This window comes from Leifsonia sp. Leaf264 (assembly GCF_001422325.1).
Classification (GTDB): domain Bacteria; phylum Actinomycetota; class Actinomycetes; order Actinomycetales; family Microbacteriaceae; genus Orlajensenia.
Genome location: NZ_LMMR01000001.1, coordinates 303776 through 318101 on the forward strand (window position 1 = coordinate 303776; position 14326 = coordinate 318101).

The 14326-nt window shown below is 69.6% G+C and carries 14 protein-coding genes; 2 read left to right on the forward strand and 12 right to left on the reverse strand.

Annotation, left to right across the window (positions count from 1 at the left end):
- Positions 1-104: 104 nt before the first annotated feature.
- The 8 genes from rpmF to ASF30_RS01495 all read right to left on the reverse strand — a co-directional run bounded on the left by rpmF (position 105) and on the right by ASF30_RS01495 (position 9138).
- Positions 105-308: a 50S ribosomal protein L32 gene (gene rpmF, locus ASF30_RS01460; protein ID WP_055900496.1), complete on the reverse strand. Its 204-nt coding sequence runs from the start codon at positions 306-308 to the stop codon at positions 105-107.
- Between the two features lie 3 nt (positions 309-311).
- Positions 312-881 (reverse strand): YceD family protein, encoded by a 570-nt coding sequence (locus ASF30_RS01465; RefSeq protein WP_442914943.1) that lies wholly within the window; start codon positions 879-881, stop codon positions 312-314.
- A gap of 11 nt (positions 882-892) precedes the next feature.
- The gene (locus ASF30_RS01470; RefSeq protein ID WP_055900499.1) at positions 893-3223 is read right to left on the reverse strand and encodes a transglutaminase family protein; all 2331 of its coding nucleotides are present in this window, start codon (positions 3221-3223) and stop codon (positions 893-895) included.
- Positions 3210-4553 carry a DUF58 domain-containing protein gene (locus tag ASF30_RS01475; protein ID WP_055900502.1) on the reverse strand — a complete coding sequence of 448 codons (1344 nt, stop codon included), beginning with the start codon at positions 4551-4553 and terminating at the stop codon, positions 3210-3212. Before ASF30_RS01475 ends, ASF30_RS01470 begins: the two co-directional genes overlap by 14 nt.
- Before the next feature lie 8 nt (positions 4554-4561).
- Positions 4562-5602, reverse strand: a complete 1041-nt coding sequence (locus ASF30_RS01480; RefSeq protein ID WP_055900504.1) for an AAA family ATPase — start codon at positions 5600-5602, stop codon at positions 4562-4564.
- Positions 5599-6087: a pantetheine-phosphate adenylyltransferase gene (gene coaD, locus ASF30_RS01485; protein ID WP_055900507.1), complete on the reverse strand. Its 489-nt coding sequence runs from the start codon at positions 6085-6087 to the stop codon at positions 5599-5601. Before coaD ends, ASF30_RS01480 begins: the two co-directional genes overlap by 4 nt.
- An 88-nt stretch (positions 6088-6175) precedes the next feature.
- A complete protein-coding gene (locus ASF30_RS01490) occupies positions 6176-8383 on the reverse strand; it encodes an ATP-dependent DNA helicase RecG (RefSeq protein WP_055900510.1) in 2208 nt (735 codons plus the stop codon).
- On the reverse strand, positions 8380-9138 hold the full coding sequence (locus ASF30_RS01495; RefSeq protein ID WP_055900512.1) for a tetratricopeptide repeat protein: 759 nt from the start codon (positions 9136-9138) through the stop codon (positions 8380-8382). Before ASF30_RS01495 ends, ASF30_RS01490 begins: the two co-directional genes overlap by 4 nt.
- A gap of 49 nt (positions 9139-9187) precedes the next feature.
- Between ASF30_RS01495 and rsmD the strand changes: the two genes are divergently transcribed.
- Positions 9188-9778, forward strand: coding sequence for a 16S rRNA (guanine(966)-N(2))-methyltransferase RsmD (gene rsmD / locus ASF30_RS01500; RefSeq protein ID WP_055900514.1), 591 nt, complete (start codon positions 9188-9190; stop codon positions 9776-9778).
- Between the two features lie 64 nt (positions 9779-9842).
- On the opposite strand, the gene thiL is transcribed toward rsmD, so the two are convergent.
- The gene (gene thiL / locus ASF30_RS01505) at positions 9843-10832 is read right to left on the reverse strand and encodes a thiamine-phosphate kinase (RefSeq protein ID WP_055900517.1); all 990 of its coding nucleotides are present in this window, start codon (positions 10830-10832) and stop codon (positions 9843-9845) included.
- A 24-nt stretch (positions 10833-10856) separates the two neighbouring features.
- Between thiL and ASF30_RS01510 the strand changes: the two genes are divergently transcribed.
- Entirely contained in the window at positions 10857-11366 is a 510-nt protein-coding gene (locus ASF30_RS01510; RefSeq protein WP_055900520.1) for a DUF3515 domain-containing protein, read from the forward strand.
- A 62-nt stretch (positions 11367-11428) separates the two neighbouring features.
- Here ASF30_RS01510 and ASF30_RS01515 read toward each other — a convergent pair whose 3' ends face one another.
- The 3 genes from ASF30_RS01515 to ASF30_RS01525 are packed head-to-tail and all read right to left on the reverse strand — an operon-like array spanning position 11429 to position 14322.
- Positions 11429-12532 (reverse strand): D-alanine--D-alanine ligase family protein, encoded by a 1104-nt coding sequence (locus tag ASF30_RS01515; protein ID WP_055900523.1) that lies wholly within the window; start codon positions 12530-12532, stop codon positions 11429-11431.
- Positions 12429-13562, reverse strand: a complete 1134-nt coding sequence (locus tag ASF30_RS01520) for an NAD(P)H-dependent glycerol-3-phosphate dehydrogenase (protein ID WP_055900526.1) — start codon at positions 13560-13562, stop codon at positions 12429-12431. The genes ASF30_RS01515 and ASF30_RS01520 overlap by 104 nt, the downstream gene beginning before the upstream one ends.
- Entirely contained in the window at positions 13555-14322 is a 768-nt protein-coding gene (locus ASF30_RS01525; protein ID WP_055900529.1) for a lysophospholipid acyltransferase family protein, read from the reverse strand. The genes ASF30_RS01520 and ASF30_RS01525 overlap by 8 nt, the downstream gene beginning before the upstream one ends.
- Positions 14323-14326 lie beyond the last annotated feature (4 nt).

A 14326-nucleotide genomic window follows, 5' to 3' on the forward strand; every position in this document is an offset into this window, starting at 1 on the left:
GCCCTGCGGAGCTTTCTCCGAGGTACTCACGAGTGCGAAGTCCGCAGTCCGAAACGAAAGGCGCGGGCCGACGTTGCCGTCAGCCCGCGATCCTCACGATCGATTCAGACGTCGGCGACCTTGCGGCCCTTGTACTCGAGGAACAGGGGGGTGCCTGCGGAGTCCTCGACGACCTTGGCGCGGTGCGGAAGGCTGTAGGTGACCTTGCCGTTCTCGACGGTCTTGACGAGCGTGGGGACCTCGGCCTTCCACTGCGAACGACGCGAGTGGGTGTTGCTGCGAGACTTCTTCCGCTTGGGAACAGCCATGATTCAACTCTCTTTCTGCTGTTCAGCGCGCTCGTGAGAGCTGTCGCTGATGTCTGAGGAAGCTCCCAGGCCTGCAAGCGCGGCCCATCGCGGGTCATGCTGCACTCGTTCACCGAGTTCCGGGTGTTCTTCGATCCGCAGCCCTGTCTCGGGATCGAGACCGGGGCAATCAGGCCGACACACCGGCTGGAACGGAAGTGCTAGCACTACCGCATCCCTGATGAGTGATTCAAGATCCACGTGGTCGTCTTGAACCTCATACTCGAAAGCTTCTCCAGAAGAATACGCGAAAAGCTCCTGAAACTCGACTTCGACAGGCAGGGAGATGTCTGTGAGGCATCGTCCGCACTCGCCATCGGCGGTCGCGGACACCTCGGCGGAGACCAGAACGCCCTCGTGCACGGACTCCAGGCGCACGTCGACGTCGATGGACTCCCCGGCGCGCACGGCGACGAGGCCCTCCCCCATGTCCTCCGTCAGCGGGATGGACAGGTCGTGCTCACGCATCTCGCCCGGGCGGTGCAGGAGGTCACGGACGTTCACGACGTACGGCGTCTTCTCGAACTTGCTCACGAGGATCGATTCTACGCGGCGGCGGCGCGTCTTCCGCGGCCGGGACCGAATGCCTCGGGCCTGAGCGATCGCGGCAACAGCGCCGCACGCACCCGCGACCGGAGATCCACACCGGACCGGAGTGCGGCCAGGACGGCATCGAGATCGTCGACGAGGGCCTGCGCCCGATGCCGGTTCTGCGCCTCAAGACGTGCGTAACGCTCGTGCTCGACCGCGTCGCGCAAGCGCCCCAGGGAGGCGGACGCGGCCTCGGTCAGGCCCCCGGAAGCTGACAGCCTGCTGGCAAGATGCCGCGCGGTCTCGGTGTCCGGCACGCCGAGACCCAGATCGACCGACGTGTCCACGAGTTCACGCCACAGCAACGACGGTGACGCACGACCTGAGGCCACTCGCCGTCGACGCTGCAGTCGTCCGGCTGTGCGGATGAGGAATGGCAGCAGGAGGACGAGCAGAGCAGCGAGCACGACCGCTGTGATCTGCACCCAGACCAGCGATGCCTGAGCAGCAGTCGCCGCGCCGGCCATGTTCTCGTTGCGACCCTGAAGGGCCTGGTCGCGGTTCGCCTGGTCGTTCGTCGAGGGCGCGACGGGGGCCGCCGAGCTCTGTCCGACGCCGCGTGCGTAGTCGGGGATCGAGCCTCGACCCGTCGTCGGCTCGAACGGAACCCAGCCGACGCCGGGGAAGTACAGTTCGGGCCAGGTGTGCAGATCGTGAGTGGTCACGTTCCAGCGGGGCAGGCCCTCCATCGTGTCCCGGGAGCTCTCACCGGGGAGGTAGCCGAGCGCGATGCGGGAGGGGATGCCGAGGGTCCTCGCCATGATCGCCATCGCTGAGGCGAAGTGGATGCAGTACCCCTTCTTGACATCGAGGAACTTGGCGATGACGTCGAGGCTGCCACCGTCGTAACCCTCGTCGACAGGCGCCTCCGTCGAGTACGCGAAGGCGCTGCTGCGGAAGTAGCGCTGAAGCGCTACCGCCGCGTCGTAGGGATTCTGCACATTCGCGGTCTCCTCGGCGGCGAGCTCGCCGATGATGCCCGGCGCGTTCTCGGGAAGCTCGAGGTACTGCTGGACCGCCGTCGGGTAGTCCGTCCCGCTGGCGCGCAACTGCTCGGCCGTCGGCTTCAGCTCGAGCCCGTCCACCTTGTAGTCCTGGCCGCGCGTGGTCGACTTCTCGCTCGACACCGTGAGCGCGCCGTCGTCCCACTGCCAGTCCCCGTCGAGGCCCTCGATGCTCGTCGCGGGGTACGGGACCGGGAGCCAGGAACTCACGACGGTGTCGATCTGCACGATGGTGCGGATGTCGTCGCGCTTGACGGCATCCGTCAGCCCCTCGGGAGGACCGAAGTCGTCGACGGTGTTGGTGAGATCCGTCGCACCACGCCCGGCGACCCATTCGAGGTCGTCGGAGAAGCTGTCGAGGGTGAGGAGCTTGAAGTACGGCTGGTCGTCGGCGGTCGTGCCGTAGTGCATGGCGAGCGACGCCTCGGGACGGCGGAGGTCCTGTCCGAGGTCGATCAGCGGGCTGACCCCCGAACCGAAGAGCACGCCGGTCTGCTTGTTCGAGATGACCGAGGAGTCTGAGAGCGCCGGGGTCGCGGCGGACAGCACGAGAGCCGAGACTATGGCGATGGCTCCGACGCCCAGCGAGCCCCAGATCGGACCTGGGCCCCGGCGTTCCGGTCCGGTGCTGCGCGGCGCCGCACGGCCCCTGTCGCGGGTCGCCGCCTCGCTCCGGCGACGGATGCGCACGTCGACGCGCAGCAACAGCAGGTAGGCGCAGGCCGTGAGCACGAGGGCTGCGACATCCGTTCCCGACTTGGTGATGAGGGCGGGAACCGAGACCGGGATGAGGACGAGGGCTCCGGCGACGGCCGGAAGTCGCAGCGTGATCGCGACGACGTCGAGCGCTATGGCGAGCAGCCCGGCGCCGACGGTCAGGAGGAACATGACACCGGGGTAGACGACGGCCGGCACGGCCTGCTGCTGGATGGACAGCATGCCCGCCTCGGTCAGGGCACCCCACTGGTCGATCGTGCCCGGCGTCGGTACCAGCCAGAGCAACCCTGAGCCCTCGCCGAAGAACAGCGTGAGCGTCAGGATCAGCACCCCGCCCGACGCCAATGGCACGATGGAGCGGCCCCACCCCAGTTGACGGAATGCGGCTGCCGACACGAGGGTGATGACCGAGACGGCGGCCATCACCCACCACCAGCCGGATCCGCGCAAGACGGGGCCGAGGGCCATCGAGGCGACGAGCAGGAGCACCACGAGGCAACCGGTCAGCGGCCAGTAGTTGCGCCCCCGCTCGGCGAAGCGGGGAAGAGTCTCAGACCGGCTCACCGACGGCCCTCCGATCGCGTCCCGTCTGCTCCCATGCCTCGGCGATGCCGCGGGTGTTCCGCAGGGGCACGCAGCGCCACCCGGCGTCCTCGAGCTGCTCGACGACGACAGCGGCCACGGTGTCGATGACGAAGGCCACGGCCGGCTCGCAGTAGGGGCGCAGGGCCGCGAGTTCCTGGGCCTCGCGCACGTCGACATCGATCAGAACAGCGAACGTCGGCAGTCGCGAACCCGGATTCCTGATGGCGCTGCCGGGCGAGTCCGCCCGCGTGTCCCTGTCGCTGCCGGCCGCGGGCAGCTGCAGGTTGGCCAGGCCCTCGAGCAGGTCGCGGTCACCGGCGGGCAGGCGATACGGCGTGGGGGTGTCGCCGCGCAGCCCGCCCCGAATGCGGTCGGCAGCCGGAGACAGTTGGCTGGAGCCGGTCTCGATCACGTCGAGGCGGAAGCCGGCATCGAGCAGGTGGATGCCGATCGACGCCGCCATCTCGAGGGAGAGCTCGAACGCCCCGTCGAGGCGGGGCCGCGTGATGTTCGACCCACCGCGCATCCCGACCGAGTGCGTGGTGTCGATGATGAGACGCGCCTCGGGGTTGCTGCGCTGCTCCTCCTGGCGCACCATGAGCTCCCCGTGGCGAGCGGTGGCGGGCCAGTTCATGCGGCGCAGCGGATCGCCGGGACGGTACTCCCGGGCGATGAGCTCGTCGGAGTTCGGGTTCGAGTGCCGCAGCAGCTCGTGCATGCTGCCGTCGCCGTTGGTGAGCGAGAGGGCGTTGCCGGGCAGTGGACTCACCCGCGGAGTCACGACGAGATCGTGGGGAACGCCCACCGACTGCTCGCCGGAGGCGAGTCCGAAGGGATCGGCGCGATCGAGGATGAGGGGCCCGATGCCGAACACCCCGCGGCGGCGCGGCGTCAGGGTGTACTCCAGGCGGGCCGTGTCCCCCTCGTCGACGCGTCCGTGGCGCCCGAGGCTCGGCATAAGGGCGCTCTCCGGCACCGAGATGCCGGCCTCGGCCTGGTCGCGCCAGCGCGCCCCGTAGCTGGGGCGCATCGAGAGGTTCTGCACGATCAGGGAGACGACGGCCTCGGATCCGGCCGGCACGATGACGGGTGAGAACGAGCGCGTGACGTGGACCCGCATCCGTCGCACCAGGACATACCCCATGGCGACGAGCGGGATGGCGATGAGGAAGCAGGCCACGAAGAGGGCGTCACGGCGTTCCAGGAACAGCCCGTAGAGGAACATGGCGATGCCGGCGGCGAGGAACGCCCAGCCACGCAACGTGGGACGGGGCCACCACAGCTTCTGGGAACGGACGTCGTCGGCCATCGTGCGAATCAGGACCGCTTCTGGTTTCCGAGCGGCACCGGGGTCTCCGACACTATCCGCAGCACGATCTCCTCGATGAGGGCCGAGCTGTCCTGGTGGTGATGGCCAAGGGCACGGCTGGTGGGGACGAGCCTGTGGCCGAGCACGGCGACGGCGAGGTCGTCGATGTCGTCCGGCAGCACGAAGTCGCGGCCCTGGAGGGCTGCATGCGCCTTCGCGGCCCGGATCAGCTGCAGGGTGGCGCGCGGGCTGCCGCCGAGGCGCAGATCGCGATCGTCTCGAGTGGCACGCACCAGGGCGACCGCATACTCCTTGACTCCGGGGGCGGCGAACACCCCGCGCGCCGAGGACATCATCGCCCGCAGCTGCTCGAGATCCACCACGGCGCCGATCTGCTCGAGTGGGCTGGTCACGTCGCGCGTGTTCAGCATCTCCACCTCGTTCTCGGTGTCGGGGTACCCCATCGAGATGCGTGCCATGAAACGGTCGCGCTGGGCCTCGGGAAGGGCGTAGGTGCCCTCCATCTCGATCGGGTTCTGGGTCGCGACGACGGTGAACGGCGTCGACAGCAGGTAGGTCGTGCCGTCGACGGTGACCTGGCGCTCCTCCATGCACTCGAGCAGGGCCGACTGGGTCTTCGGCGAGGCGCGGTTGATCTCGTCGCCGATGACGATGTTCGCGAACACGGCCCCGGGCTTGAACTCGAACCGGCGCTCGGCCTGGTTGTACATCGACACGCCGGTGACGTCGCTCGGCAGGAGATCGGGAGTGAACTGGATGCGGCTCACTGTGCTGTCGACCGACTTCGCCAGCGCTTTGGCGAGCATGGTCTTACCCACGCCGGGGACGTCCTCGATGAGCAGGTGGCCCTCGGCGAGGAGCACCGTGAGCGCCGTGCGCACCGCGGCGTGCTTGCCCGCGATGACGGACTCGACGTTGGCGATGATCGCGTTGGCGTGCCGCAGCACCTCGTCGAGCGGCATGGCGACTGTGTCGTCGGCCGTCGCGACGGAGGAGTCTGTCGGGATTCGGGTGGCTGAGCTGTTCATCGGAGTGACCCCTGGAGGAATTCGGCGACGGCACGCGGCACGTAGGGGGCCACGTCGCCCCCGAGAGCCGCGACCTGTCGGACGAGGGAACTGGACACGTGCGCGTGAGCCGGATCGGGGAGCATGAAGATGGTCTCCACTCCGGCCAGGTTGCGATTGACTATCGCCATCGGGGTCTCGTAGGCGACATCCACCTGCGAGCGGATGCCCTTGACGAGAACCGATGCCCCGACATCGGTGCAGTAGTCGACGAGGAGCCCGACACTCCAGGAGGCGACGACGACGTTGCCGCCGGCTCCACTCTCGGCGACGGCTCGTTCGAGCAGGCTCACCCGCTGGGCGATCGGGAGCAGGGCATTCTTGTCGGGGTTGTGCACGACGAGGACGTGCAGTTCGTCGAACAGGCCTGCAGCGCGCTCGATCACGTCGAGGTGACCCAGCGTCGCTGGGTCGAAGGAACCGGGAACGACGGCGATCCTGCGCATGGCTTTCACCCTAGCCTGACGGCATCCGTCCGCTGCTGGAGAGCCGGTGTGAATCCCCGAACGGGGGCCATCACGCCTTGTTGAGCCATCACGCCTTGTTGAGGTATTCACGCTCGGATTCGTCGAGCCGGCGGGCGACTGCCTCGCGCAGGTCGGGGTGATCCGCGAAGGCCGGATCGACGTCGAGGATCCCCTGCACGGCCCGGCGGGCGTCGGCGATGATGTCGCCGTCCTTGGCCACCCGGAGCAGTCGCAGTGACGAGCGGCCTCCGGACTGCAGGCCGCCGAGAACGTCGCCCTCACGTCGGAGCTCGAGGTCGGCCTGCGCGAGCTCGAAGCCGTCGAGCGTCGCCGCGACGGCATCCACCCGCTGTCGACCGAGCGACTCCTCGGCGGCGTTGGTGACGAGCAGGCACAGGCCGGGTACCGAGCCGCGACCGACCCGGCCGCGCAGCTGGTGCAGCTGCGAGACGCCGAACCTCTCGGCGTCGAGGACGACCATCGTCGAAGCGTTCGGAACGTCGACTCCCACCTCGATGACGGTGGTGGCGACGAGCACGTCGATGCGGCCGGCGGCGAAGGCCTGCATGACGGCATCCTTCTCCTCGCTCGACATGCGCCCGTGCAACGCCTCGATGCGACGACCGGCGAGGTCGGGATGCGCGCGCAGTGCCTCGAGCGTCGTGCCGACGGAGGCGAGCGGGGCCGGAGTCTCGTCGTCGCCGAGCTCCTCGCCCTCCTCGGGCTGCTTGGCATCGATGGCGGGACAGACCACGAACCCCTGGCGTCCGAGGGCGAGCTCCTCCGCCATGCGGGTCCAGACCCGGTTCCACCAGCCGGGCTTCTCGGCCAACGGCACGACGAAGGACTCGATGCCCGAGCGTCCTGCCGGGAGTTCCCGGATGACGCTGACGTCGAGGTCGCCGAACACCGTCATCGCCACGGTGCGTGGAATGGGGGTGGCCGTGAGCACGAGGACGTGCGGCGGGGTCGCGCCCTTCAGCCGGAGGGCCTCGCGCTGGTCGACGCCGAATCGGTGCTGCTCGTCGATCACGACGAGGCCGAGGTCGTAGAACGACACGGTCTCCCCCAGCAGCGCATGGGTGCCGACGACGATGCGTGCTTGGCCGGAGACCGCGCGCAGCAGGGCCTTCCGCCGCTCGGCTGCGGAGAGCTGACCTGTGATGAGGGTGGGCATGAGCTCGGCCGACAGGTCGGGTCCGAGGGTGCGGGCGATCGAGCGCAGGTGCTGCGCGGCCAGCACCTCGGTCGGGGCGAGCAGGGCGGACTGGCCACCGGTCTCGGCCACAGCCAGCATGGCCCGCAGGGCGACGAGAGTCTTCCCCGAGCCGACCTCGCCCTGCACCAGTCGGTTCATAGGAGCCGTCGCGGCGATGTCTCCGGCGATCTCGTCGCCGACCTCCTCCTGATCGGCCGTGAGGATGAACGGCAGGATGCCGTCGAAGCGCTCGAGGTAGCCTCCGGGGCGCGGCACCCTCGCCGTCGTCGCCGACGCCCGGTGGATGGCCCGTTCCTGCAGCAGGGCGGCCTGGAGCACGAACGCCTCGGCGAAGCGCAGGCTGTCGCGAGCACGCCTCCAGTCGGAATCCGTCTGCGGGCGGTGCACGAGCTCGAGCGCTCGGGCATGGGCGAGCAGTCCCTGCTCCTCGCGGACGGCTGCGGGAACGGCATCCCCCACTCCGCGCAGGCCGTCGAGAGTGGTCGCGATCGCCTTGGCGATGTTCCAGCTCGACAGGCTCCCCGTCGCGGGATAGATCGGGATGGGCATCTCCGACCACCGCTTGCCGGCGTCGGGGTCGGCCGCCCCACTGAGCGCCACGGAATCGTCGTCGAAGAGTTCGTAGTCGGGATGCGCCAGCTGCAGTGCGCTGCGATAGGCCGTCACCTTGCCGGCGAACACACCGCGGACCCCCGGTCGCAGCTCCTTCTCGCGCCAGCCCTGGTTGAAGTAGGTGAGCGTGAGGATGCCGGCGCCGTCGGAGATCGACACCTCGAGGATGTGGCCGCGGCGGTTCTTCATCGAGCGCCCCCGCACCTCGCGCACCTCGGCGACGATGGTGACGTTCTCGTCGAGAGGCAGGCGGTCGAGAGCCGTCAGCTCACCGCGTCGCGCGTACCGACGCGGATAGTGGCTGAGCAGATCGCCGACTGTACGGATGCCGAAGGCCTTGGCGAGCGGCGTCGCCGTGCGCGGCGCCAGTACTGTGGCCAGAGGCGCGTCGAGCGGGCTCGTCGACAGTGAGTCGGCGCCTGGCGAGGCGTCGGTCGAGGTCATTCCTCGATCGTAGAGGGATCCGCCGTCAGAGCCTGGATCTCGGCGGCGACGTAGGGGTCGTCGGGCCGCTTCTCGGCGAGCGAGCGCTGCAGCGCGAGCGCCTCGTCGTTGCGCCCCAGGGTGCGCAGGCAGCGCGCGACGGCCCAGCGGCCCAGGAAGCGCTGATCGGCCGTGCCGACGTCGCGGGCGTATTCGAGGGCGCGTTCGAAATGCGGAAGCGCATCCTGCGCCCGGCCGCCGTCGTGCAGGTACCAGCCGAGGTTGTTGTGCAGCGCGACACCCCAGCGCCTGGTGCGGGGCTGTCCGGCGCGCTCGAGGACGGCGAAGCCGACCTCCGCCCACTCCTCCTCGTGTCCGACATCGGAGATGGCGAGCATGTGCAGGGCATCGAGGATGAGGAAGGTCACGCGCCCCGACGCCGCGCGCCGTGCGGCCTTCGTGAACAGGGGTACGGCGACCTCTGGCTCGCCCAACGCAACACGCAGGCGCCCGCGCTCGAGGGCGACCCTGGCCTCGACGATCGGCGACGACGGCGCGATGGCATCGAGCACGGCCTCAGCGTCGTCGAACTGCTCCATCAGGCCCAGCGCGCGAGCCAGTTGCGTGGCGATCTCCTCGCGGGCCTCCTCGTCATAGGCGAGGTCGTCCGCCGCAGCCTGGAAGCGCTCCGCCGACGCCGCGGGATCTGCGAAATCCCACAGCGTGTCCAGGATCGTCTGGTCGATGGTCCGGAGCTGACTCGTCGTTTCCCCCACGCGTCCATCATCACACTCCGGCCGCGCGCGCGGGTAGGCTCACTTCGTTATGACGCGCATCGTCTCCGGGTTCGCCGGTTCCCTCACCCTTGCAGTGCCCCGCAGCGGAACTCGACCCACCAGCGACAGGGTGCGCGAGGCCATCTTCTCCGCCCTCGACGCCCGCGACGAGATCCGCGGCTCGCACGTGCTCGACCTCTACGCGGGTTCGGGGTCGCTCGGCCTCGAGGCAGCCAGTCGTGGAGCGGCATCCGTCGTGCTCGTCGAACGGAACGCGCCGGCGGCCGCGATCTGCCGGAAGAACACCGAGGCCGTGCTGCGGACGGCGCCCGCCGGGGCCAAGCCTCGCGTGAGTGTCGCGGCCCAGGCCGTGCAGCACTATGTCGAGGCGGCCGTCGGCGCCTTCGACCTCGTCTTCATCGACCCTCCCTACGACCTGTCGACCGATGAGCTCGATCGAGTTCTCGCGGCTCTCGTGCACCGCCTCTCGCCCGGTGCGACGGTCATGATCGAGCGCAGCACCCGGTCGAGCGCGCCGACGCTCCCCCACGGCCTGGAGCTCGACCGCGAGAAGAAGTACGGCGAGACCACCCTCTGGTGGGCCACGGCCGTGACCGTGACGCACCGCGCCGCCGAGTAAGCGCAGGACCCGAACGGCCGCTCTGCCGTCGCTGGAGCGACTCTGTGCGGCTCGGCCCGCGCGCTCAGCCCGCCGCGCCGTCCCAGCCGCTGTACGGGTCCCACCCCACGACGGCGTGCGGCGTGCCGTCGACGCTCACGGTGCCGGCGGCATCCGTCACCCGCCCGATGATCCGGAACGGAGCCGGCACCTCGCCGCCGGCCGGGAACGTCGCGAGCAACCCGTGGTCCTCGCCGCCGCCGAGAGCCCGCTCCGGGTCGTCGCCGAGGGCTGCGACGTCGAAGTCGATCCCCACGCCGCTCGAGCGCGCGATGCGGGCGGAGTCGAGGGAGAGCCCGTCGGAGACGTCGAGCATGGCGGTGGCACCGGCGATCGCGGCGACGGGGCCGGCGGCGATCGGCGGGGTCGGCGCCAACTGCGCACGCATGGCCGCCGGATGCCGCATCCGAAGCTCGTCGGCCAGGCCGGCATCGGGCCGCCCGTCATCGTCGACGGCCTCACGGAACAGCAGGCCGAGGCCCTCGGCGGCGAGGCCGAGCTCCCCGGCGATCGCCACGAGGTCGCCGACCCGCGCGCCGGACCGCAGCACCGGCGGCCGCCCTTGCAGGTCCCCGAAGGCCGTGACCGCGATGGTGAGAGTGTCGGATGCCGAGAGGTCGCCTCCCACGACGCCGCAGCCGGGGGCGAGAGCCGAGCACGCCGCACGCAGGCCGTCGGCGAAGCCCTCGACGACGGAGACGGACAACGTCGGCGGCACCGCGAGGGCGACCACGATCGCCGTGGGGACGGCGCCCATCGCTGCGACGTCGGACAGGTTGGTCGCGGCGGCCTTCCAGCCGAGCTCGAACGGCGTCGACCAGGCGAGCCTGAAGTCGGGCCCGTGCACCATCATGTCCGTCGTGACGACGTAGCGCGCATCGGGCGCCGAGAGCACGGCGGCATCGTCGCCGGGTCCGACGATGGCGGCGTCGGCCTCGGGGAGTCGGGGGAAGATCCTGGCGAGGACTGCCAGCTCGTTCAGCTCGCCGACTGTCGGGCTCGAAGCTTCGCTCATTCCTCACACGGTAGCCTGAAAGCGATGTCTCACAGTTCCACGCTGCGCTCAGCGACGCTCACCGTCACCCTCCTCCTCGCCGCCGTCGCCCTCACCGGCTGCGCATCAGCGGTCTCGCTCGAGCCGGCCGCCGACGCGAAGTCCACGGCCTGCGCCGACGTCGTCGTGCGCCTTCCCGCCACCGTCGCCGACCAGGCGTCGCGCGAGACCGGTGCCCAGGGCACCGGGGCCTGGGGCGACCCCGCCGCGGTGCTGCTGCGCTGCGGTGTTCCGACTCCGGGCCCGACGACGGAGGAATGCGTCAGCGTGAACGGAGTCGACTGGATCCAGGACGACTCCGACGCCCCGCGCTACAGGTTCACGACCTTCGGCCGCACGCCTGCCGTCGAGGTAATCCTCGATTACGACGAGGTGAGCGGATCGACCACGCTGGCCGACCTCGCGTCAGCGGTCTCGGTCATCGAGCCGACGAGCCAGTGCACCGACGTGACGGATGTACCCGAGCCCACGAGCACGCCGACCCCAGCCGGCTGAATCCGTCCGACGAGCTCGCGACGGACTCGCCGCGAACAGACCGTCAGCGGGCGAACCGTCCCTCAGCCGACGCGGACGCCGCGAGCCACGGCGACCCTGATGAGCTCGTCGATCAGCTGCGGGTAGCTGAGTCCGGAGTTCAACCAGCAGGTGGGGAACATCGAGATCGGCGTGAAGCCCGGCATCGTGTTGATCTCGTTGACGACGAAGCCCTCGTCGGTCAGGAAGAAGTCGACCCGCGACAGCCCCTCGGCTCCGATGGCCTCGAACGCCGCGATCGCGATGGAACTCATCTCGCTCAGCTGCTCCTCGCCGAGGTCGGCCGGGCAGCTGAGCTGCACGCCGGGCGCATCGAGGTACTTCGCGTCGAAGTCGTAGAACTCTCGGCCCGTCATGATGACCTCGCCCGCGACGGAGGCCCGGGCGGGTTCGCCCTGCGCTCCCCCGAGGATGGCGATCTCGAGTTCGCGTCCGACGACGCCGGTCTCCACGAGCACCTTGTCGTCTTCGGCGAACGCCGTCGCGAAGGCGGCCTCGAACTCCCCGGGCTCCGACACCTTGCTCACCCCTACGCTCGATCCTGCACGCGCCGGCTTGACGAAGACGGGCAGGCCGAGCGCCTCGATCGAGGTGCGCACGCCGGCCGGATCACTCGCCCATTCGTTCGCCGTGATGGTGCGCCACGGCGCGACGTCGATGCCGGCGTGCTGGAGCACGAGCTTGGTGAAGTGCTTGTCCATGCCGAGGGCGCTCGCGAGCACTCCCGACCCGACGTACGGAAGGCCGATGAGCTCGAGCATGCCCTGGAGGGTGCCGTCCTCGCCGAACGGGCCGTGCAGGATGGGGAAGACGAGGTCGACGTCGCCGAGCGAGCGCACTGCACCCGCGGCATCCGTCACCCGAAGTTCACGAGTGGCCGCACTCTCGGGCCAGAGGATGCGGGTGCCGTTGTCGGCGACCTCGGGCAGAGCCGAGGCATCCAGGGCGAAGCGATGGGCGTCATCGGACTCGAGCACGAAGGCCCCGTCCCTGGTGATGCCGACGGGGATGACGTCGTACTTCTCACGGTCGATCGCCGAGAGAACTCCCCCCGCCGTTGCGCAGCTGATGGAATGCTCGCTTGACCGACCGCCAAACAGCAGCACCACCGTGAGCTTGTGCGTCATCGAGATTCCTTTCGCCCTGCGGCTCGTCCGAGTCGGTTGTGAGGTGGGGTGCGATGTCGGCCGGCTTGAGGGTTCCCGCCAGCACCTGTCGCACCTGCTCGACGATGGGCATGTCGACGCCCTTCGCCTTGGCCAGTTCCAGAACCGGGCCGACGGATGCGAATCCCTCGGTGGTCTGCTTCATCTGCTTGGTGACGTCCGCCATCGAGAGCCCCTGGCCGAGCAACCGCCCGGCCGTGTTGTTGCGCGAGAGCGGCGACTGGCAGGTCGCGATCAGGTCGCCGAGCCCCGCGAGCCCCGACAGGGTCTCGACCTGGGCGCCGTGCGCCACGGCGAAGTCCGTCATCTCGACGAGACCGCGCGTGATGATCGACGCCTTGGTGTTCTCGCCGTAGCCCACTCCGTCGACGATGCCGATGGCGACGGCGATCAGGTTCTTCAACACGCCGCCGAACTCGGTGCCGATGACGTCGGTGTTCACGAAGGTGCGGAAGTAAGTCGTGCTCGCCAGCTTGGCGACGGCCTGGGCTGTCTCGAGGCTGGTGGAGGAGACGACGGCGGCCGTCGGCTGCTCCTTCGCGATCTCGAGGGCGAGGTTGGGGCCGGACACGACGGCGATCTGCTCGGGCGGGATCGGAAGCGCCTGGGCGATCACCTCGCTCATGCGCAGGTCTGTGCCCTTCTCGACGCCCTTCATGAGCGAGACGACGATCGTCGTTGCTCCGAGATGAGGGTGGGCGGCGGCGAGGGTGTCGCGGAGGGACTGGCTCGGAACTGCGAGGAAGACCTGCTCCGCTCCGGCGAGTGCGAGGTCGAGGCGGGAGGTCGCACGCAACGACACCGGGAGGTTGATGCCTGGGAGGTAGTCGCTGTTGCGCTTGGCCTCCTGGATCTCTCGTGCGAGCTCGGGTCGGCGCGCCCAGACCATGACGTCGGCGCCGCCGTCGGCGAGGATCTTCGCGAAGGTGGTGCCCCAGCTGCCGGCGCCGAGCACGGCCACGCGGGTGCCGCGCTTCACGGGCTTAGCCATCGAAGCGCCCGGTCTCGCTCTGCTTGTGGGTGGCGGGGTCCCAGCGCTCGGCGGGAACCGGCTCGTCACGGAGCTCGCCGAGCAGCACGCTGATGGAATCCATCACCCGGCTGGTCGCCTCCGCGAGCACGGCGGTCTCGAGGGGCTTGCCGACGAACTCGCTGAGGTCGACGGGGTCGCCGAACGCCACGTGGATGGGCTTGCGGCGGAACAGCACGAGCTTCTTGCCGTAGCGCGGCATCAACGCCTGCGTGCCCCAGTGGGCGACCGGGATGATCGGGATCTGCTGCTCGAGCGCTATGCGCACGGCGCCCGTCTTGCCGCGCATCGGCCACAGGTCGGGATCGCGGGTGAGGGAGCCCTCCGGATACACGACGACGAGACGTCCGCTCGCTGCGAGAGCCTCGGCGGAGCGCAGGGCCTGGTGTCCGCTGCCGCCGGCGCGCTCGACCGGGATCTGCCCCGACCAGCGCAGCAGCGCTCCGATGCCGGGAACCGAGAACAGGGACGCCTTGGCCAGGAATCGGGGCAGCCGGCCCTGCTTGTATACGGCGACGCCGATCACGAGCGGGTCGATCTCGCTGTAGTGATTCGGCGCGAGCACGACGGCACCCTCGGCCGGCAGCTTCTGGGCGTTGTGGAAGGTGAACTTGATCGACGCGTTCATCGTCGGCAGCGCTATGGCGGCCAACAGCCAGAAGATCGACGGCTTCCTGGACTCCCGGGGCGCGCGGCTCTGCGGCGAGGTGGTGCTGGGCATCCCC

Bases quoted from the DNA above. Each gene is read 5' to 3' on its own strand.
- rsmD (WP_055900514.1), top strand. From the start codon at position 9,188: ATGACGCGCATCGTCTCCGGGTTCGCCGGTTCCCTCACCCTTGCAGTG.
- ASF30_RS01475 (WP_055900502.1), bottom strand. From the start codon at position 4,553: ATGGCCGACGACGTCCGTTCCCAGAAGCTGTGGTGGCCCCGTCCCACG.
- ASF30_RS01490 (WP_055900510.1), bottom strand. From the start codon at position 8,383: ATGACCTCGACCGACGCCTCGCCAGGCGCCGACTCACTGTCGACGAGC.
- ASF30_RS01525 (WP_055900529.1), bottom strand. From the start codon at position 14,322: ATGCCCAGCACCACCTCGCCGCAGAGCCGCGCGCCCCGGGAGTCCAGG.
- ASF30_RS01515 (WP_055900523.1), bottom strand. From the start codon at position 12,532: ATGACGCACAAGCTCACGGTGGTGCTGCTGTTTGGCGGTCGGTCAAGC.
- ASF30_RS01480 (WP_055900504.1), bottom strand. From the start codon at position 5,602: ATGAACAGCTCAGCCACCCGAATCCCGACAGACTCCTCCGTCGCGACG.
- rpmF (WP_055900496.1), bottom strand. From the start codon at position 308: ATGGCTGTTCCCAAGCGGAAGAAGTCTCGCAGCAACACCCACTCGCGT.
- thiL (WP_055900517.1), bottom strand. From the start codon at position 10,832: ATGAGCGAAGCTTCGAGCCCGACAGTCGGCGAGCTGAACGAGCTGGCA.
- coaD (WP_055900507.1), bottom strand. From the start codon at position 6,087: ATGCGCAGGATCGCCGTCGTTCCCGGTTCCTTCGACCCAGCGACGCTG.
- ASF30_RS01520 (WP_055900526.1), bottom strand. From the start codon at position 13,562: ATGGCTAAGCCCGTGAAGCGCGGCACCCGCGTGGCCGTGCTCGGCGCC.
- ASF30_RS01510 (WP_055900520.1), top strand. From the start codon at position 10,857: ATGTCTCACAGTTCCACGCTGCGCTCAGCGACGCTCACCGTCACCCTC.